Below are 19,079 nucleotides of genomic sequence, written 5' to 3' on the forward strand. Positions count from 1 at the left end.
AAGCGTGAGGAAAAGATGGAACCTTATAAAATCTATGATTTTGAAGATGAAAAAGCCTGGCTGAAGGGGCGGTTAAACGGAATCGGCGGAAGTGATGCAAGTGCTGTGGTTGGAAAGAACCCATACAAAACAAACATTGAGCTGTTTGAAGAAAAGACCGGCAGAAGGATTGCACCAGACATTTCAGAAAAGCCTTATGTGATCTATGGGAAAGAGGCGGAGCAGTTCATCAGGGAGCTGTTCCGCCTGGATTATCCACAGTATCAGGTCGCGCACCATGAATTCCGGATCTTGCAGAGTCTGGAGTATCCGTTCATGCAGGCTTCTCTGGATGGGGAGCTGGTTGATCAGGACGGCCGGAAAGGGATTCTGGAGATTAAGACCACCAACATTCTGCAGTCTATGCAATATGAGAAATGGAAGGACCGGATCCCGGATAACTATTATATCCAGATTCTGCATTATCTGCTTGTCACCGGATATGAGTTTGTTGTCCTCCGGGCGCATTTGCGGAGCAACTGGGGAACAGACGTCCGGACACAGGTGAAGCATTATTTTATTGAAAGAGCAGAAGTCCAGGCTGATCTGGATTATCTGCAGGAGGAAGAAATCAAGTTTTGGAAGTATGTGGAAAGCGGACGGAAACCGCCACTGATACTTCCAGAGATCTAAAAAAGAAGGAGGAGCGTATGGAATTACGGATCACAAATCCGCAGGAGAATTGGCTTACAGAGCAGATCCTGTGGAACAACGAGGAATTAAAGGCTGCGATTGCCGAGAAGGTAAAGGATTACAAGACGATTGCCTACACAGAAGATTCGCTCAAAGATATGAAAGCAGACCGGGCGGATCTGAACAAGTTAAAGAAAGCTTTTGAGGACGAACGGAAACGTGTCAAGAAGATCTGCATGGAGCCGTATACCAAGTTTGAGCAGCAGGTCAAGGAGATCACAGCACTGATCGATGAACCGATCGGACTGATTGACTCCCAGATCAAGGAGATCGATGAAAGCCGCAAAGCTGTAAAACGGGAAGAGATTGAGGAACTGTTTTTGACCATCGGATTCCAGAGCTTTGTGAAGCTGGACATGATCTGGGATGAAAAGTGGCTGAATGCAACGGTTACGCTGCCAAAGATTGAAGAGCAGATGAAGAGCCGGATGTACCAGATCGGTACGGATGTGGTGACGATCAGCAAGCTTCCGGAGTTTAAGTTTGAAGCAATGGAAGTTTACCGGAAGACACTGGATATGAACCAGGCGATTCAGGAAGGGCAGAGGCTTGCCGATATCCAGAAGAGAAAGCTGGAAGCAGAACGCATGGAGGCAGAGCGGAAAGCAAGGGAAGCGGAAGAGGCAGCGAAGCAGCAGACTGCAGCTGAACAAAAGGAAGAACCTGCAGCAGAGGAGGAAACAGCATCCGGATCTGTACCGGAAGCTTCGGCAGAGGAAACTGCTTCAATTCCGGAAGAGGAAGAACCGGTATTCCAGCTTGATTTCCGTGTATGGGGAACCATGGAGCAGATCATGGCGCTCCGTGAATATATGTTAAAGAATCAGATTCGATTCGGAAAGGTGGAATAAGATATGGCAGTAAATAACAGTCTGGCAAGACAGGACCAGTCAATGAAGTTATCTGTTTACCTGCAGAACGATGCAGTAAAGAAGCAGATCAATCAGGTCGTTGGTGGAAAGAATGGGACAAGGTTCATTTCCAGTATTGTAAGTGCGGTGCAGAGTACACCGGCGCTGCAGGAGTGTACAAGCCCGAGTATCGTAAACGCTGCATTACTCGGAGAAGCGCTGAATCTTTCACCGTCCCCGCAGCTTGGTCAGTTTTATATGGTCCCGTTCGATAATAAGAAGAAAGGCTGCAAGGAAGCACAGTTCCAGCTTGGATATAAAGGGTATATTCAGCTGGCAATCCGTTCCGGTTACTACAAAAAGCTCAATGTGCTTGCAATCAAAGAAGGGGAGCTTGTCCGGTATGATCCTCTGGATGAAGAAGTGGAGGTTAATCTGATCGAGGATGATATCCTTCGGGAAGAAGCTCCGACCATGGGATACTTCGCAATGTTCGAGTATGAGAATGGTTTCCGGAAGACCTTGTACTGGTCAAAGAAGAAAATGCTTGCACACGCTGAGAAGTATTCTTTTGCGTTTTACAAAAACGGTGGAGCAAAATCTCTGGAATTACTGGAACAGGGCAAGATTCCGGAAAAGGATATGTGGAAGTATTCTTCATTCTGGTTTAAGGATTTTGACGGAATGGCACTGAAAACCATGCTCCGTCAGCTGATCAGCAAATGGGGAATCATGAGTATTGATCTCCAGAATGCTATTGACAAGGATATGGCAGTGATCCATGAGGACGGAAAGACAGACTATGTGGATGCAGTGAAGGCGGAAGATGATGGAGTGGTATCCGATCAGGAGTTACAGGAGGTCCAGGAAGACCAGCCGGCAGCGCCAGGAACACAGCAGCCGGATCCGAAGGGTATTGAGGCATCATTTTTTGGATAGATTTAAGAAAGGGGAAAAAGAATTATGCAGCACATTAACTTAGAAACATTTGCAAACGGAGCATTTACCGCGCAAGTAAACCGGGCAATCGAAGAGGTCACGAAGAACATCCAGGATCCGAACACGGATGCCGGCACAGCGAGAAAGATTACGGTAACGATCGCATTTAAGCCGAATCAGGAAAGAAACTTCATTGCAACCGGAGTTCAGACGAAGACAACCCTTGCACCGGCACTCGGAGCAGTCACTGCATTGAGCATGGGAAAAGATCTCCGCACCGGCGAAGTGGAAGCAGTCGAGATCGGCAACCAGATTCCAGGACAGATGTCTGTACAGGACGTTCCGGGAGTTGTACCAGAAGCAGGAACTACAGTGGTAGATGGAAAAGTAATTGATAAAGCTACTGGAGAAGTTGTGGCGGATTCAGTTCCGGAACACGCAGGCAAAGTCATTGATTTAAGAACAGCAAAACAGGCATAGGAGGAGTAAGACGATGGAAGGATTAAAAGAAGCAATTGAATTTATCACAAATCTGAAAGAAGGCAGCATGGAGCCGAAGGTGCTTGATATCAACGGTAATACATACTGTAATAAAAATCTGACAAGATACCATTATTTCCCGAAAGCAGATTCCCTGAGTGTCAACACTCTGACATCCATTGTGGACTATATCAAGGGAAAACCGGAAGAACTCCGGGAGACCATGATCCTGCATGTGATCAGTCCGACAGAAGTAAGACTGTATTCCGGACTGGTGGACGAACGCAACAGGGAGGAGCTTATGAGGGCAGATGCCATTGTAAATGAATTCCGGTTTGACCGTTATTATGACCAGGAACGTTTTCTGATCGAGCTGCAGGCAAACTTCATTGAATCCGATGATCTGACTGTCCTGAAGCAGGTTGCCGGAAATATCGAGTCAGGAACAACGGCGAATTATGATGATGATGGTGTCAGCCAGAAAACCACAATTAAGAGCGGGATTGCAAATAAGACGGATGTGATCGTACCGAATCCGGTGAAGCTCAGACCGTATCGTACCTTTGCAGAAATCGAGCAGCCACAGAGCAGTTATGTATTCCGGATCCAGGACAGTGACCGTGGACCATCCTTCAAGCTTGTGGAAGCAGACGGCGGTTTATGGAAGAATGCAACCATGAAGAAAATCAAAGAATATCTGGCATATGAACTGGCAGAGGAACTTGAAAAGTACAACATTACGATTATCGCGTAGAAAATAGCATCTCCTTAAAAATAATATATCACACGTAACCTGATAACAAGAAAGCAAGCCGGCATTATGCAGCATCTGTTGTGTAAGTGCCGGCAGAAAGGAAAAAGGGAATGACATCGGTAATGTTTACAGTTCCGGGCAAGCCGCAGGGAAAAGCCAGGGCGCGGACGTATTATAATGTATCGACAAAGAAGCACTGTTCCACTACGCCGGAGAACACGGTTCTGTATGAGAACTTCATCAAGGATCGGTATCTGCAGATGGCAAAGGGAGCGTTCCTGGAAAGAGAAAAGCCTGTGACGCTCCGGATTATTGCAAGGTATCTTCCGCCAAAGAGCGTATCGAAGAAAAGGAAGCTTGATATGCTAGAGGGAAGAGAGCTGCCGCTGAAGAAACCGGATATGGACAATATTGTGAAGGTGGTAGCAGATGCACTGAACGGGGTTGCTTATCACGATGATACGCAGATCGCGCTGGTTCAGGCAAAGAAATGTTATTCGGCGGTAGAAGGACTGGATGTGACAGTTGAGGAGTATACCGGATAAAAAGGAAGGAAATGTAAGAAGTGGCAGGACGACCAAAACAAGGAATTGATTATTCCGGATGGTCGGTTGACATATTCGATGGTGATAAGAAAATAGACAAACTTCTCGATGCAAAAGGATGGAAGGGATTCGGGATCTACTTCTTTTTGTGTCAGAGGGCATATAAAGTAAACGGGTATTTCTACGAATGGGGCTATGACGACTGTGCAACGACAGCAAGGCGGATGGGCGGCGGCATCGGTTCCGGTACAGTAAAAGAGACTGTGGATTACTGCCTGCAAGTGGATCTTTTTGACAAAGGGTTATTTGACAGGTGGGGGATCTTGACCAGTAGAGGTATCCAGCGTCGTTTTTGGGCGGTACTATCCGAGCGGCGGAGTAAAACAGTATATGGTGAGTATTGGCTTTTGAAACCCGAAGAATGCAAAGGTCTAGTTAAAGTCAGCTTATTTTCGGATGTGCAACCGACAAATGATGATGTGCAAGGGACAAATGAGGATTCGCTTTATAGAAAGGAAAGTAAAGTAAAGAAAAGTAATGTATATAAGGGCGCTTTCAGCGATTCTTCCCTTGAATCAGCTTTTCAGTTCTATCTCCTTGTCCGATCACAGAACTGGGGAGAGATCTCTGAAGAGCAAGTAAATGCTTTGAGAGAGGATTTATTATCATTGTCCTCTGATCTGGCTGAACAGAAAGCAATCCTGAATAAAGCTGCAGCTGGTGGATGGAAGAATTTATATCCTGTTCAAAGCAAGAGAAAGCCAAAAACAAAGAAGCAGCCAGAGAAACAGGGAAAGTTTAAGAATTTTGAAGAGCGTGAATATGAGGACATGACAGATCTTACAAGGAAGTTGATGCAGCGATGAAAAAAGAAGAATGGGAAACGGAGTACGTTCCTGAGAACTGGAAGCAGGAAGAAACGGAAGATTATTAAGCGTGGGAAGTAGTCAAAGATAGTCGAAAAAGATCGAAACAGTACGTTGACAATTGAATAGTGGTGGTTGGAATGGTATAATTTCTGTATCAAATATGCGAAGGAGGATATCGATATGGGAACTTGCTTTTGGTGTGAAGGAACCGGGAAATTCAAAAAACCTAGAGATGAAGAAAAATATTCAGAAATATTTGACAGGTATGATGCTCCTGGAACGTTATCAATGGGAGAGTGTAGAAAAAGAGCTCTCGAGGAAGTTGGATACGACTTGGTAAAATGCAAGCATTGCAACGGAACTGGAATTCAAAAAGATTAAAATTGTTCTTGCCAACCATCAATATTCGGTGGTTGGTATTTTTTTACGCATTTTTAAGGAGAAAGGAACGAATTATGAGAAGTTACAAAGTTGAACTACCAAGAGGAATTGAAGTAGATATTTTTAATCTGCCGGAGGATTTTGAGGGAAGAGTAAAACAGGCATTTCGGGAATATACAGCTGAGACGGCGAAAGATTATAGAGACTGCGACAAATTAGGATTTATTGACTGTTGCGTAAGACATATTAACGGAGACAAGTATTCGTACGATGTAGTTGACGAAAAAGTTAAAAGTTTTATCTCTTCGCAGTGGGAAGAATACGGACAGCTTGACAACAAAGATGATGTATACAGTGTTGACTTTATGGCTGATTGTTACGCAGAAGGTGTACAAAACACAGTGCTGTGTTCTCATTTTGGAAGTGATGACCACCACATTTATGACCAGATTCAGAAAGTGCTGGTAAAAGTAATTACAATTGTGATGAATTATGAGGACTGATGAAGAAAAGGAGAAATCACATGAAAGGAAAGAATACACTGATTCATAAAATCCTGAGGAAACTCGGTTTTATCAAGGATATTGAGGATGATAGGGAATTAAAAATGGAGATGTGCAAAAGAGCAATAAAGGCAAATGTATGCCCAGAGGATTGCGACATTTGCGCATGGGATGTGAAAGGTGGATCAAGTTATGAGAATCATTAGTCAGGACAAAGAGTTTGATTTACCTTACGAGGAAACAACGATTCGAGTTTTTACAAATGGAACAGTAGCTGCATTTCCATTAACCGATTTGGAAAGTAATGCTTTTATTATAATGGCGGAATATTCCACCAAAGAGAAAGCGATTAAGGCTATGGAGATGTGCAGAAAACAGTATATGGACGGTGAATACAATCGAAATTCACTATCTGGAGTTGCTGAGAGCATTGGACGGTTAAGTGAGGGACTTGCTTCGGTTTTTAAAGAGGGCGTTTGTCAAACATTTGTTTTTAAATTTCCGGCAGATGAAGAGGTGCAAGAGTATGGAAAATAAGAAATTAAAAGAATATCTGGATGAATTCAAGGATGATGCAGCACTCCACGTTATTGTCGCAAATCCACAGGACAGAAAAATATATGTACCGTATGAGTTAAATATGATCTGTGATAAGGGACAGAAAGATCCGGTGTTATGTATTGAAGTTGGGCAACCTCAGGATATGGATGCAGAATTGGTAGAAGCAGCTATGGAAGATGAGAGGGCGGCACAGCCGGAACTTCCAAAACTCAAAAACAATGAGGAGAGAAAAGAGTTTCTGGCGAAATACCGGGAGTGGCCGGTATGGTTTGAAGTTCCGCAGGCAGAGGAAACCTATTATAGATATATTCTTCCAGATGGATCAGCAATCGTTATCTGCGAGTATAAGCATTATAACGAGTGGTGGGAGAACAAATATGTTCCGGGAGAACCAGAAGGAACGCTGACTGTAGAGTATTTGCTTGAACCGGGATATAAGCATCTGCATAATTGCAAAACAAACCAGACTGCGTTGATCAGAAAGTTGATGGAGGTGCAAAGAAATGGGCAATAGATGGATTCCAACAACAGAACGTCTTCCGAATCAGCGTGGTGCTTATGGGCGTTTCTTATCCCGGCATTATTGGAATGACAAGGATAGAAGGTGATAATTTGCAGGAGAAACGAAGCAGAAAAGAGCAGCGGAGGGATAGACAGCAGCATTATGAGGAACTGGAAAGCCGGCATGATGCAAAGGCGTTGGAGAGATTCCGAAGGCCAGCATACCAGAGTGTGAGCGTTGCGGAATATCTGGCAAAGAAGTATGACATTACAGCGGAGGTGGATACCGGTGGACAAGGGCATTTTGATTGAGTACGCGGATATGAAAGAAGAGATTAAGGATCTGCGCCGGAGAATTGAAAAAATCCAGAAAGAATTGGATAAACTGCATGGACAAATTGTTGTGGATTCGGTATCATGTGGTAAGAAGGGCAAGAAGCCACTTGGCACGGTGAAGATCACTGGCAGACCGGTTGGTGTGATCTCCAGAAAAGAGCAGTTGCTGAAAAAGCGGAACAGAAGGCTTGAGGAGCTGGAGGAAGAACTTCTGGAAATGACAATCCAGGTGGAAGAGTACATAGAATCCATTGAGAAGAGTGAACTGCGGATTATCTTCCGGCTGTATTTTCTGGATGACTTATCGTATCCAAAGGTTGCAGATCAGATGAACAAAATGTTCCCGAAGCGCCGGATCCGGTACACGGACGAGAATATCAAGAAAAAAATTCAAAGATATTTTGAAAATGTCCCCCAATGTCCCGATAAAAAGTGATAGAGTATAAACTGGAATTGATGAAATGTAACAAGGTAAGACATTTTTGATGGTTCCTCCTCTGATATTTAAAACCATGAAGAGACACCTGGTAGTGCTGGGTGTCTTTTTGTTGCGTAATGTCGAAAAATGGGATATTATGGAAAGAGATTCGATGCATACGGAGGAAAAAAATGGATAATATAGATAATAAAGAAGTGCTTACAAATGCAGTGGCAAAAGTAGTTGAGGATGCAGCACTTGGAATGTGGAACAAAGTGAAAGATTATTTTTCAGAAGTTAGCGCCCATGAACAAATTGAATTGGGATATGCGTATGAAGAATATTTGAAAAATACTAAATCTAAAAACAGTAAGATAAAAACGTTGATATATAGACATGTGCCTAAAGATCTTTACTCATTTTATGAATGTGTAGGAGTTCAATATGATGGAGATACAATAGATACAAAAACAATTAATAATATCATAAGCGAAGGTAATAAAATAATTATAAGTGGAACCGGTGGAATTGGAAAAACAACGATGCTGAAACATTTTTATTTAAATACAATAGAGGATACATCTTATATTCCTGTTTTGGTAGAATTAAGAATGGTTAATTCCATGGAAGTGGATAATATCTCTATGTATGCTATTGTTTTCGATAATTTAGTTAATAATGGTTTCCGGATGGAAGATAAATATTATAGATATAGTTTGGAGGAAGGGGGATATGTTATATTATTGGATGGGTTTGATGAAATTAACCGAGAGAAAATTCCAAAATTAACAGAGGAAATAATTAGTTTTAGTGGGAAATATCCACAAAATAAATATATTATCACTTCAAGACCTACAGATAGTTTTATGGGGTGGAACGATTATATTGAAATGAGCGCGATGGAGCTAACGAAAGAGCAAGCATTAAGTTTAATTAGCAAAATTGATTTTGATGAAAAAGTAAAGAAAACATTTTATAGAGAATTAAATGAAAAACTTTACGATAAATATAAGTCATTTGCATCAAATCCGCTATTATTAACGATAATGTTGTTGACTTTTGATAATAGAGCTTCAATTCCTGATAAATTGAATGATTTCTATGAACAAGCATTTGCGACATTATTTAATATGCATGATGCAACAAAAGAAGCGTATGTTAGAGATATAAGAACAGGATTAGGATGTGAGGATTTTAAGTTAATTTTTGCTTATTTTTGTTTTAAATCATATTTTGCAGGGGACACAGAATTTACGGAAGTAAAATTGAGACAATATATAGAGATATGCAAAGCAAAGTTTCCTAATATTTCTTTTAAGACAGACGACTTTTTAACGGATTTGACTCAGTCAGTGTGTATGCTTGTTAAAGAAGGAATAAATTATAGATTTACGCATCGATCTTTCCAAGAGTATTTTGCAGCATGGTACACATGTAAACTAGTTGATAAAGATCAAGTGGATTTGTTAACAAATTGGATTAAAGAAACAGATAGAATTCAAATGGATTCATATTTTGCGATGCTATATAATTTGCAAAGCGAAAAGGTAAATAAAATAATATTATATCCTGGATTAAAACAAATTAGAAAAAAGTATATGGATACAGGTTATTCACTTAAATTTTTAAAATATATGTTTTCTGGAGTTTGTATTGAAAGACAAATAGAAGATGGAGGCGAAAGAAAATATTCTTTTTCGTATAGGATAAAAAATAGATATTTATGCAATATATTACGTGCTACTTGCCAACTGAATGGTTACACTTATCCCGAACTTAATAAAGACTTTGAGAATGAAATGGCTGGTAAATTTGAAGATAAGTGGAACGGTTCGGTAATTTATTTTGGGACAGTATTGAAAAAGATAAGTGAGCAAGATTTATTAATGGCAACAGAATGGTTAAAACAGCAAGTTGAATTTTCAATAAATCTCGCAAGATCATTTGAAAATGATGGAGAAAAAAGTGGGAAAAAAGTAAGTGATATACTTGCAAGATTATAATAGTAGAACATTAGAAAGGCACCCTCCGGGGTGCTTTTCTAATACACAAAATCCGGATCATTAGTTCAGTGGTAGAACATTCGCCTCATAAGCGGTATGTCACATGTTCGATTCATGTATGGTCCATTGCAGAACAGAAGGTGAAAATATATGGCAGCAGGAAACCCTAGAAGCGCGAACGGCAACCTAAGAAGAAAGCATCGGGCAAGACTCAAAGCAATAGGCGGTGAGTGTGGAATATGCAGAGGCAGGCTTGGTCCCATACATTACAATGAACCAAGCGATAGCAAACATCCGTTGTCTTTTGTTATAGATGAAATCAAACCGGTGTCAAGGTGGCGTGAGTTTGGCTATAGCTCACGTGAAGCAGCGGCACAGGACTGGAACAATCTGCAACCGGCGCATTACTGTTGCAACGCAGCGAAAAGCAATAAAACGTTGAATGAAATGCAGAGGAGCCAGCAAAAACCCAAAATGAACGTTACAGATGGGGAATGGTGAGAACTGCAAACAGAGGGTGGGGAGGGTACCCCGCCACGCGGCGACGGCGACCACCGCTGTCCAGCGCCGATTTACACACAGGAAAATTTTTGAAAGGTGAATTTAGATGGGAAGAGCTAAGAAAATGGCAACTGTAACAAGCGAGGGAAGCCGCTTGGAACGCTTGGAAAATTTAGCACTGATTCTCGCAAAACAGATTGATATATGCGCGAAAGATGCTGTTGATGGTCCAAAGACAATGTCACAGCTCTCCAGGCAATACAGAGAAACAATCAAAGAAATTGAAGAAATAAAAGGAATGGAGAAAGACGATGACGAAATCGGAGAAATCCTGTCGGCACGAAAAGCTGATGGGAAGCCAGACACCGTCCGATAGAATTGTTCCGGATTACGCTTATACGGATGGCCCAGATGCGGTAAAAGTGCTTGCGGTCGGGAAATTGATTGTGGATCCGTGGCAGAGTGAAGTGCTGAATGATTGGATGGGGCGTACAGAGGATGATGTTTGGTCAGCGCCGACATGTGGCTTATCTGTTCCAAGACAGAACGGGAAAACACTGGATACTTCCGGGCGGATTGCATCCGGAATGATTCTGTATGCAGAATGGGTTATATACACAGCTCATCTGCAGAAAACTGCAACAGAAACCTTTATGGAATTGCGCGGCTTGTTTGAAAGCAGAGGACTCCGTAAGTATGTAAAAGAAATTAAGGCGGCACTCGGAAGAGAACAGATTATTCTAAAAAATGGTGGAAGAGTAGTATTTGTTGCCAGAACAAGGAATGGTGGTCGAGGACTGCATGGCGACTGTCTTGTGTTTGATGAAGCACAGGAATTGACAAGCGAGCAGCAGGCATCTTTTTTGCCGGCAATATCAGCGTCAAGGAATCCACAAACGATTTATCTTGGAACACCACCGGATGAAAATTGTACCGGCACAGTATTCCGGAAGATAAGAAAACGGGCAACGGAAGGTGAGAGCAAATCCACAGCCTGGACAGAATATTCTGTGAAAGAGATTGGAGATGTTACTGATCGTCAGAGATGGGCGGATTGCAATCCGGCACTGGGGCGAAGAATGACAGAAACAACCATAGCTGCAGAGTGCGAACAGATGGATGCGGACACGTTTGCAAGAGAGCGTCTCGGCTGGTGGTCGCCAATCAACAATGATCAGGACTATGCAATTGATAAGAAGAAATGGGAAGAATGTGCTTCGGAAAAAGAAAAACCGGAAGGGAAAACTGCTTACGGTGTAAAGTTTTCGCTTGACGGTTCGGCGGTAGCATTATGCGGAGCTGTCTGTCCAGAGGTAGGGGAAGCGAGAATTTCACTGATCGAGCTTAAAACAACGGACAGAGGAATCCAGTGGCTTGCGGACTGGCTAAATCAGAGATACAAGATGGCAAGCTGTGTGGTGATCGATGGAAGAAATGGAGTTGACTTCCTGATAGAGAAGATAACACCGGTGTGGAAATATAAGCAGTCAATTGTTCGACCGGCAGCAAAAGAAGTGATAGCAGCGGCGAGTCAGCTATCACAGGAAATCAATGAACAGACTGTAACATGGTATAAATACCAAGAAATACTGAATGAATCAGCAATTACGTCTGTAAAAAGACCGATTTCCGGTGGCTGGGGATTTGGTGGAGAAAACTCAATCCCGATCGAAGCAGCAGCACTTGCACTTTGGGGATGCAGAACATCGAAACGAAATCCGAACAGAAAGATGAGGATAGGATAATGGAGTTAAATTTTGGAAGAGTAGAAGGATTACCACCGGAAGAACAACAGTGGCTTCAGGAATTGAAATACATATATGATTATCACAGAAGTGCAAATAGGAAAAAGCGCCGTTATTATAACGGAAAAGTCACACTGAATGAAGTGAATCTTGGGATTGCATTGCCAGCAGGTCTTGGAAAACTTGAGATTGGATGTGCCTGGGGAGCAAAAACCGTTGATGTACTTGCGGGAAGATCGATGTTTGATGGGTTTGTTACAGAAAATGGAACGAAGTCAGAAGATATGGATCAGATTATGAAAAGGAATCATTTGATAGCGGAATACAATAAAGCGGTCAAAGAAGAACTGAAATACGGTTGTGCATTTGCGGCGGTATCCGGAGAGGAAGATGATGCAAGAGTACGGTTTTACTCTCCACATTGTGCTGCAGCTTCGTGGAATGCACACGAAGGACGCATCCGATATGGATTTGCCTTTGAAGATGCGCGAAGAGACGAGTCGGATGTTACATGGTCTCCGGAACATGTAAATTTCTATACAGACACAGACATCTGGGAACTGGATCGGATTGGAGGTACATGGTATGCTACGCAGAATCCCCATGATTTCGGAGAACCCCTTATGGTGGCTCTGATCTGGGACGCAACAAACGATAAACCATTTGGTCAGTCAAGGCTAAAAGAGCCGGTCCGCAGACTAATCCAGGGATATGTAAGAACAGTCGCAAATGCAACGATTGGACTGGAATTTGCCACTTCTCCACAGAAATATCTGCTCGGGGTGTCAGATGAACAATATGATATGTTGATTGATAATAAATTCAAACAGTATGTTGGAAGTATTCTCTACAGTACCAATAATCCGGAGACTGGGGAAAAGCCGAATTTCGGGCAACTTTCGCAGGGAAATATTGAACCACATGTTCAGATGCTCCGGATGCTTGCTACACAGTATTCAGCGGCAACGGGGTTGGCGGTTACGGATGTTGGTGTGATAAATGATGCAAATCCGACTTCCAGTGAAGCAATTATTGCACAGTCACAGACCTTGATCCTTATGGCAGAACAGCTGAATAAATCAAATGGTGATGCATTGTATCGGATTGGACGGATGGCACTTGCAATTGAACTTGGAACGATTCCGGATGAGCTTCCGGAAGAAACACATGAGCTGATTGCACATTTTAAGAATCCGGCAATGCCAAGCGTGGCATCTACTACAGATGCAGCACTCAAAATTGCGACAGCGCGACAAGGATTTGCACAGACAGATATTTTCCTTGAAATGATTGGTTTTGATCAGGCAGATATCCGTAGAATCCGAGCACAGGAACAAAGGGCAAAAGGTGACAGTATCTTGACGGAGGAATTTGGAAATGCAGATAACGGAGAAAGCGTGGCTGGAGTACATAACGAAGATGTCACAGATTAGCCAGAAAGCAGCGGATCTGATGCAGTCCTGGGTTCAGAAGAATGGATTGGAAAACGATAAAGCACTTTTGGACTACGCCTATGCATTGTCACAACACTATGGACAGGCTATCGGTGCATTATCGTGTCAGATGTATGAAGCGACAGCGGCGGCACAGGGAGTAATAGTCCCTACGGCAGAAGTAGCAGATCTCCCGGACTATGGGGAAGTGGCGAAAGCAGTAAAAGGAACAAAAAAGCAGTCTCCGAACAATATTCCCGGAACGCTTGCAAGGCTTGTAAAACAGGTAGGTGCAGATACGACACTGAAAAATGCAGAGCGTGACGGGGCACAGTTTGCCTGGGTACCGCATGGAGACACCTGTGCTTTCTGCATTGCACTTGCATCCAGAGGATGGCAGTATAAGTCAAAAAAAGCTATGCGGAATGGTCACGCGGAACACATTCATGCACATTGCGATTGTGAGTATGCAGTCCGGTTTGATGGAAAAAGCACAGTGGCAGGCTATGATCCGGATAAATATCTGGAAGAATATTACGATGCCAACGGGGATATCAATGAAATGCGGAGAAAGCGATATGTACAGAATAAAGATGTGATCAATGCGAGAAAACGAGAATTATACGCAAGTAAAAAAGCGGAAAAACTTGAAAAATTGAGGCGGTCTGATATACTGATATCAGGAGCGAGAATCACAGATCTGAATAGTGCAGAAGCTGATGAATTTGCGGAGATGTACTATGAAGAGATTAGACATTTTTCAACTGATTCAAAGAAAATAGCAGATAATCTTGGTAAGGAAGAATCTGACATAAGAAAAATTAAGGCATATTTATTTGAAGATGATTCTTTGATAGATCCGGATACGGGAGAAAGCAGGCAGTTTGATCCAGATTGCGCGATTGCACAGAGCTGGCAACGCTTGATGAATGGAAAAGACATTAAACTTCATGACAAAACTTTGATAGAGCATGAGTTGTTGGAAATGAAAATTAAGCAAGAAAATCCGGGCATAGATCATGTAAAAGCACATGAATTGGCATCGGAAAAATATAATTATCCAAAGGAGGCGCTGGAATATTATGGTAACCTTAAAAAACATAAAAAAAGTCAGTGATAGTATTTCGGCAGATTACTATCCAGAGGGAAAAGAGCCGGCAGGTTTTATGGAAATACGAATTCCGGATGGAGAGATTGTAGAACATGAAAATGCAAGCATGTTTGCAGCACCACACGTGAGGCGAGAACTGAAACGGATTGCGAAGATGGATAATCCACCAAAAGAAAAAACGGTAATATGGTATTAAAAGCCACTGATCGGAAACGGTTGGTGGTATTTTTATACTCATTTTTAAGAAAGGATAGGGTAAACGGTATGAAAAAATTATTTATCAGTCAGCCAATGAGAGGAAAGTCTGATGAAGATATTCTGACAGAGCGTAAGAAAGCAATCGAGAGTGCAGAGAAGGCGATTGGCGAGCCAGTAGAAGTGATTGATTCATTCTTCCAGGAAGCACCGGTAGATGCAAAGCCACTGTGGTTCCTTGGAAAATCTCTGGAACTTTTAGCAGGTGCAGATATCGCATATTTTGCGAAAGGATGGCAAGATGCAAGAGGATGTAGAATTGAGCACACTTGTGCTGTTGAGTATAACATTGATCGAATCGAACCGTAGGAAGGCGGTGATCCAGATATCTCCCTTTAAGGCGCAGGGTTACGCGTCTTATTTTTATGGCAACACGTGCCTTAAACGTGGCAACTAAAAACACTCAAATCAGGAGGGAAACAAGATGGCAGATGACAAAACATTCACTCAGGCAGAAATGGATTCAATCATAGAGGGACGCCTTGCGAGAGAAAGACAGAAATATGCAGATTATGATGACCTGAAAGAAAAGGCAAGTAAGTACGATGAGTACCAGGCGCAGAATAAAACGGAACTTCAGAAGGAAAAAGAAAAGTCCGATGCGCTTCAGGCAAAATTAAGCGCACTTGAAAAGAAAGACACTGTAAGACAGGTAAGAGAAAAAGCAGCAAAAGACACTGGTGTGCCGGTAGAACTCCTTACAGGTGAAGATGAGGAAACCTGTAAGAAACAGGCGGAAGCGATTATGAAATTTGCGAAGCCGAAGAGTTATCCGGGGACTAAGGGGAACAGAAAAAAGACAACAGAGTACAACTCAACGGATGATGCAATGAGGGAATTTGCACATCAGATTTTTGGTAAAGGAGAATAAAGAATATGGCAGCACTCATTAGTTCAGATTTTGAAATTCCGGCAGAGATTTCGCAGGGGATTTTTGAAAAAGCACAGAAAGGATCTACTCTGGCGCAGTTATCCGGAGCAAGACCGCAGAAATTTGGAAAGCAGCAGGTGTGGGTACTTACATCGCCACCGAAAGCAGAACTCGTAGGAGAGGCAGGGCAGAAATCGCCAACCCCAACTGCATATGCTTCTAAAACAGTAAATCCGTTCAAATTGCAGGTTACCATGAGATTTTCGCAGGAAGTACAGTGGGCAGACGAAGATGTACAGATCGGCGTACTGCAGGATCTGGCGTCAAATGCGTCAATCGCGCTGGGAAGAGCATTGGATCTTGTTGGAATTCACAAAATCAATCCGCTTACAGGAACGGTATCAAGCCTTGTAAAAGAAGGGTTGGTTGACACGAAACAGAGTGTGCAGCTTGCAGGCACAAAGTATGATGAAGCAATCGAGGCGGCAGCAGGAATGATCATCTCATCTGGCTATGTACCGAGTGGTATTGCAATGGATCCAACACTTTCCTTTGGCCTTTCCACTATGAGGGATGCGGATGGAAGAAAGATTTATCCGGAAATTGGATTCGGACAGAATCTGACAAATTTTGCCGGAATGACTGCGGCAGTATCTGATACAGTTTCTGCAAAAAATGAAATTACACCGGATACGAAGTTACTTGGAATCGTAGGACAGTTTGATGCGTTCAGATGGGGAGTGCAGAGATCAATTGGCGCTCACTTGATCGAATACGGTGATCCGGATGGACTTGGAGACTTGCAGAGACAGAACCAGATTGCAATCCGTGCAGAAATTGTATACGGAATTGGAATAATGGATCAGGCAGCATTTACAAAGATCGTGAAGGCGGAAGGGTAATATGAAATATTTATACAAACAAACTGGAATAGTAGTGGAGTCTGACGATGTGTTAGACTCCACAATGTTTAAGCCGATTATTGAAGAAAAAACCGAGGATTTGATCGAGGATAGCGAAACAGAAACAGGAGTTACAGAAGCTGAAAATACAGAAGAACCTGTGGAAGAACTCAAAGAACCGACAGAAGACTCAGAGATTCCAGATATAGAAGAACCAGTCGAAGCAAAGAAAGAGGCATCAGCTAAGAACACCAGAAAGAGAACACAAACAGCGAAAAAGTAGGTGATACAATGATATACGCATCAATCGAGGATATTTGGAAACGAAAAGGAACAGATATTTCGGATACAGATTATGTAACGGCACTCTTGGAGGATGCCGCGATTATCATTGATGCATATAACCGCAATGCTACAGACGAGGCAAAGAAATTAGTGTCATGTAATATGGTTATCCGGACACTCGGAAGCAGAGAGGAAGGTGTACCTATTGGAACGACACAGACAACTACGACAGCAATGGTATATTCGCAGACCTGGACAAATGCAAATGGAAGCGGCGAATTGTATCTGACTAAATTGGATAAGAAAATCCTTGGTGTCGGGAATCGAATTGGCTATTTTAATCCATATTCGGATTTGATGCAGGAGGAAGAGGCTAATGATTAAAGGAATACCGGTGAAGCTCTACGAACGGACCGCAAGTGGGACAGATACATTCGGACATCCGATATATACAGAGACACCTGTGACCGTGGAAGACGTGTTGGTTGCTCCGGCATCGACAACAGAAGTGCTGGATATGCTTAATATTACTGGAAAAAAAGCAGTCTACAATATCGCAATTCCAAAAGGAGATACGCACGACTGGCAAGACTGCAGAGTGGATTTTTTTGGCACATCATGGCGGGTAATTGGATTCCCACAGCAAGGAATTGAAGAAAATATTCCGGGAAGATGGAATCAGAGATGGATGGTGGAGCGTTATGGATAAAACGAAAGTTGAGTTAAATCGATCCGGTGTAAGAGAGTTGATGAAATCTGCAGAGATGCAGGCAATTTTGCTGGAACAGGCAAATCAAATATCATCAGATGCAGAGAAAGAGTCGTATGTGGCGCAAACGAGAGCGATTGTAAAAATAAATGGAGACGACGGAAACAATAGCTTGCTGAAAGCAATGGGTAGAAAAAATGATCGAGGAAAAAGTTAGAGAATATCTGGAAGACAAGCTTGATATTCCGGTAAGGATGGAAGAAGAACCGGGACTTCCGGAGGAATATGTACTGATTGAAAAGACTGGATCTGGCAAAGAAAATCATATTGCATCAGCAACTCTTGCTATCCAGTCTTATTCAGGATCCCTTTATGGGGCGGCATCACTCAATGAAAGAGTGAAAGAAGCAATGGAAAAAATTGTTGAAATGGATGATATCAGTAAGTGCCAGCTTAACAGCGACTACAACTATACGGATACAACAAGGAAGAAATATCGGTATCAGGCTGTATATGATATGGTTCATTTCTGATGAAGGAGGATAAAAATGTCAGATGCTAAAAATGTAAGTACAGGCAAGCCGAAAGTAGGCGGCGCGATTTTTAGAGCACCGCTCGGAACAACATTGCCAACAGATGCAACCACAGCATTAGATGCAGCATTTAAGTCACTTGGATATTGTTCGGAGGATGGACTCACTAATTCTAATAGTCCGGAAACTGACAACAAAAATGCTTGGGGCGGCGACACTGTATTGAATATGCAGACCAGTAAGAAAGATAATTTTAAGTTTACGATGATCGAAGCCTTGAATGTAGAGGTCCTGAAGAGCGTTTACGGAGATGATAATGTTACCGGAACACTTGAGGAAGGGATTACGGTAAAAGTAAATGCAGATGAAGCGGAACAGAATGCGTGGGCTGTGGATATGATTCTGAAAGACGCAGTGAAGCGTATCGTTATTCCGTGTGCAAGCATTACGGAAGTCGGAGACATTGTATATAAGGACGATGATGCGATTGGATACGAGACAACGTTATCGGCAGTACCGGATGCGGACGGACAGACACATTACGAATATATTAAGGGTGATAAGAAATAATGAAGGGAAAAACAAGCAGTGGTTTTGAGTATGAGTTAGATGAAGCGGCGTTGGATGATTATGAACTTCTGGAAGATCTATGTGAAATGGATGAAGGAGACATGACAAAAACAATCAGCGTATTAAACCGTCTTCTTGGAACAGAACAGAAAGAACGTTTGAAAGAACATTTACGAATGGAGAACGGAAGGGTACCGGCGTCGAAAATGATGAATGAAATTGGAGAAATTTTCGGAAATATAAAAGAAGGAAAAAACTCTTAGCCCTCGCCTACATGCTTAATTTAGATAA

The 19,079-nt window shown here is 42.5% G+C and carries 31 protein-coding genes and 1 tRNA gene; all 32 read left to right on the forward strand.

Annotation, left to right across the window (positions count from 1 at the left end; translation table 11 throughout):
- The first annotated feature begins 15 nt into the window (after window positions 1–15).
- The 32 genes from PGZ10_RS10435 (at window position 16) to PGZ10_RS10590 (ending at window position 19,051) form a co-directional block, all read left to right on the forward strand.
- Window positions 16–672, forward strand: coding sequence for a YqaJ viral recombinase family protein (locus PGZ10_RS10435; protein ID WP_270541363.1), 657 nt, complete (start codon window positions 16–18; stop codon window positions 670–672).
- Window positions 673–689: 17 nt separating this feature from the next.
- On the forward strand, window positions 690–1,583 hold the full coding sequence (locus tag PGZ10_RS10440) for a DUF1351 domain-containing protein (RefSeq protein WP_270541365.1): 894 nt from the start codon (window positions 690–692) through the stop codon (window positions 1,581–1,583).
- Window positions 1,584–1,586: 3 nt separating this feature from the next.
- Window positions 1,587–2,522 (forward strand): recombinase RecT, encoded by a 936-nt coding sequence (locus tag PGZ10_RS10445; protein WP_270541367.1) that lies wholly within the window; start codon window positions 1,587–1,589, stop codon window positions 2,520–2,522.
- Window positions 2,523–2,546: 24 nt separating this feature from the next.
- Window positions 2,547–3,002: a hypothetical protein gene (locus PGZ10_RS10450; RefSeq protein ID WP_118199388.1), complete on the forward strand. Its 456-nt coding sequence runs from the start codon at window positions 2,547–2,549 to the stop codon at window positions 3,000–3,002.
- Between the two features lie 13 nt (window positions 3,003–3,015).
- Window positions 3,016–3,756, forward strand: a complete 741-nt coding sequence (locus PGZ10_RS10455) for a hypothetical protein (protein WP_270541369.1) — start codon at window positions 3,016–3,018, stop codon at window positions 3,754–3,756.
- Window positions 3,757–3,866: 110 nt separating this feature from the next.
- Window positions 3,867–4,301: a RusA family crossover junction endodeoxyribonuclease gene (locus PGZ10_RS10460; RefSeq protein WP_195196634.1), complete on the forward strand. Its 435-nt coding sequence runs from the start codon at window positions 3,867–3,869 to the stop codon at window positions 4,299–4,301.
- A 20-nt stretch (window positions 4,302–4,321) separates the two neighbouring features.
- Complete coding sequence (locus tag PGZ10_RS10465; RefSeq protein ID WP_270541370.1) at window positions 4,322–5,167, forward strand: DUF4373 domain-containing protein; 846 nt, start codon at window positions 4,322–4,324, stop codon at window positions 5,165–5,167.
- A gap of 183 nt (window positions 5,168–5,350) precedes the next feature.
- The gene (locus PGZ10_RS10470; protein ID WP_270541371.1) at window positions 5,351–5,551 is read left to right on the forward strand and encodes a hypothetical protein; all 201 of its coding nucleotides are present in this window, start codon (window positions 5,351–5,353) and stop codon (window positions 5,549–5,551) included.
- Between the two features lie 74 nt (window positions 5,552–5,625).
- Window positions 5,626–6,054: a hypothetical protein gene (locus PGZ10_RS10475; RefSeq protein WP_270541372.1), complete on the forward strand. Its 429-nt coding sequence runs from the start codon at window positions 5,626–5,628 to the stop codon at window positions 6,052–6,054.
- Window positions 6,055–6,074: 20 nt separating this feature from the next.
- Window positions 6,075–6,260, forward strand: a complete 186-nt coding sequence (locus PGZ10_RS10480) for a hypothetical protein (protein ID WP_270541373.1) — start codon at window positions 6,075–6,077, stop codon at window positions 6,258–6,260.
- Window positions 6,247–6,591 (forward strand): hypothetical protein, encoded by a 345-nt coding sequence (locus tag PGZ10_RS10485; RefSeq protein ID WP_270541374.1) that lies wholly within the window; start codon window positions 6,247–6,249, stop codon window positions 6,589–6,591. Before PGZ10_RS10480 ends, PGZ10_RS10485 begins: the two co-directional genes overlap by 14 nt.
- Window positions 6,581–7,129 (forward strand): hypothetical protein, encoded by a 549-nt coding sequence (locus tag PGZ10_RS10490; RefSeq protein WP_270541376.1) that lies wholly within the window; start codon window positions 6,581–6,583, stop codon window positions 7,127–7,129. Before PGZ10_RS10485 ends, PGZ10_RS10490 begins: the two co-directional genes overlap by 11 nt.
- 98 nt (window positions 7,130–7,227) lie before the next feature.
- Window positions 7,228–7,428 carry a hypothetical protein gene (locus PGZ10_RS10495; protein ID WP_270541379.1) on the forward strand — a complete coding sequence of 67 codons (201 nt, stop codon included), beginning with the start codon at window positions 7,228–7,230 and terminating at the stop codon, window positions 7,426–7,428.
- Window positions 7,406–7,888 (forward strand): hypothetical protein, encoded by a 483-nt coding sequence (locus PGZ10_RS10500; RefSeq protein ID WP_243014507.1) that lies wholly within the window; start codon window positions 7,406–7,408, stop codon window positions 7,886–7,888. Before PGZ10_RS10495 ends, PGZ10_RS10500 begins: the two co-directional genes overlap by 23 nt.
- A 173-nt stretch (window positions 7,889–8,061) precedes the next feature.
- Window positions 8,062–9,873 (forward strand): NACHT domain-containing protein, encoded by a 1,812-nt coding sequence (locus PGZ10_RS10505; protein ID WP_270541381.1) that lies wholly within the window; start codon window positions 8,062–8,064, stop codon window positions 9,871–9,873.
- A gap of 54 nt (window positions 9,874–9,927) precedes the next feature.
- Window positions 9,928–9,999 (forward strand) — tRNA-Met (locus tag PGZ10_RS10510).
- A 24-nt stretch (window positions 10,000–10,023) separates the two neighbouring features.
- Window positions 10,024–10,374, forward strand: coding sequence for a hypothetical protein (locus PGZ10_RS10515; RefSeq protein WP_270541382.1), 351 nt, complete (start codon window positions 10,024–10,026; stop codon window positions 10,372–10,374).
- 106 nt (window positions 10,375–10,480) lie between these two features.
- Window positions 10,481–10,750, forward strand: coding sequence for a hypothetical protein (locus tag PGZ10_RS10520; protein WP_270541384.1), 270 nt, complete (start codon window positions 10,481–10,483; stop codon window positions 10,748–10,750).
- The gene (locus PGZ10_RS10525; RefSeq protein ID WP_173684942.1) at window positions 10,686–12,119 is read left to right on the forward strand and encodes a hypothetical protein; all 1,434 of its coding nucleotides are present in this window, start codon (window positions 10,686–10,688) and stop codon (window positions 12,117–12,119) included. The genes PGZ10_RS10520 and PGZ10_RS10525 overlap by 65 nt, the downstream gene beginning before the upstream one ends.
- Window positions 12,119–13,552: a phage portal protein gene (locus PGZ10_RS10530; RefSeq protein WP_270541385.1), complete on the forward strand. Its 1,434-nt coding sequence runs from the start codon at window positions 12,119–12,121 to the stop codon at window positions 13,550–13,552. Before PGZ10_RS10525 ends, PGZ10_RS10530 begins: the two co-directional genes overlap by 1 nt.
- On the forward strand, window positions 13,497–14,669 hold the full coding sequence (locus tag PGZ10_RS10535; RefSeq protein ID WP_270541386.1) for a VG15 protein: 1,173 nt from the start codon (window positions 13,497–13,499) through the stop codon (window positions 14,667–14,669). The genes PGZ10_RS10530 and PGZ10_RS10535 overlap by 56 nt, the downstream gene beginning before the upstream one ends.
- A complete protein-coding gene (locus tag PGZ10_RS10540) occupies window positions 14,635–14,859 on the forward strand; it encodes a hypothetical protein (protein WP_270541388.1) in 225 nt (74 codons plus the stop codon). Before PGZ10_RS10535 ends, PGZ10_RS10540 begins: the two co-directional genes overlap by 35 nt.
- 68 nt (window positions 14,860–14,927) lie before the next feature.
- Window positions 14,928–15,227, forward strand: coding sequence for a hypothetical protein (locus PGZ10_RS10545; RefSeq protein ID WP_270541389.1), 300 nt, complete (start codon window positions 14,928–14,930; stop codon window positions 15,225–15,227).
- Window positions 15,228–15,342: 115 nt separating this feature from the next.
- The gene (locus tag PGZ10_RS10550) at window positions 15,343–15,789 is read left to right on the forward strand and encodes a DUF4355 domain-containing protein (RefSeq protein ID WP_270541390.1); all 447 of its coding nucleotides are present in this window, start codon (window positions 15,343–15,345) and stop codon (window positions 15,787–15,789) included.
- Window positions 15,790–15,794: 5 nt separating this feature from the next.
- Window positions 15,795–16,691 (forward strand): phage major capsid protein, encoded by an 897-nt coding sequence (locus PGZ10_RS10555; RefSeq protein WP_270541391.1) that lies wholly within the window; start codon window positions 15,795–15,797, stop codon window positions 16,689–16,691.
- A gap of 1 nt (window position 16,692) precedes the next feature.
- A complete protein-coding gene (locus PGZ10_RS10560; protein WP_270541392.1) occupies window positions 16,693–16,974 on the forward strand; it encodes a hypothetical protein in 282 nt (93 codons plus the stop codon).
- A gap of 8 nt (window positions 16,975–16,982) precedes the next feature.
- The gene (locus tag PGZ10_RS10565) at window positions 16,983–17,360 is read left to right on the forward strand and encodes a Gp19/Gp15/Gp42 family protein (protein ID WP_055296986.1); all 378 of its coding nucleotides are present in this window, start codon (window positions 16,983–16,985) and stop codon (window positions 17,358–17,360) included.
- Window positions 17,353–17,685, forward strand: coding sequence for a hypothetical protein (locus PGZ10_RS10570; protein ID WP_055296988.1), 333 nt, complete (start codon window positions 17,353–17,355; stop codon window positions 17,683–17,685). The genes PGZ10_RS10565 and PGZ10_RS10570 overlap by 8 nt, the downstream gene beginning before the upstream one ends.
- Complete coding sequence (locus PGZ10_RS10575) at window positions 17,678–17,902, forward strand: hypothetical protein (RefSeq protein ID WP_270541393.1); 225 nt, start codon at window positions 17,678–17,680, stop codon at window positions 17,900–17,902. The genes PGZ10_RS10570 and PGZ10_RS10575 overlap by 8 nt, the downstream gene beginning before the upstream one ends.
- Window positions 17,883–18,218: a hypothetical protein gene (locus PGZ10_RS10580; RefSeq protein ID WP_055296992.1), complete on the forward strand. Its 336-nt coding sequence runs from the start codon at window positions 17,883–17,885 to the stop codon at window positions 18,216–18,218. The genes PGZ10_RS10575 and PGZ10_RS10580 overlap by 20 nt, the downstream gene beginning before the upstream one ends.
- A gap of 15 nt (window positions 18,219–18,233) precedes the next feature.
- Complete coding sequence (locus PGZ10_RS10585) at window positions 18,234–18,788, forward strand: phage tail tube protein (protein ID WP_270541395.1); 555 nt, start codon at window positions 18,234–18,236, stop codon at window positions 18,786–18,788.
- Entirely contained in the window at window positions 18,788–19,051 is a 264-nt protein-coding gene (locus PGZ10_RS10590; protein ID WP_270541397.1) for a hypothetical protein, read from the forward strand. The genes PGZ10_RS10585 and PGZ10_RS10590 overlap by 1 nt, the downstream gene beginning before the upstream one ends.
- The last annotated feature ends 28 nt before the right edge of the window (window positions 19,052–19,079 follow it).

It is taken from the genome of Coprococcus sp. AF102-57, from assembly GCF_027686195.1.
Lineage (GTDB): Bacteria > Bacillota > Clostridia > Lachnospirales > Lachnospiraceae > Allocoprococcus > Allocoprococcus comes.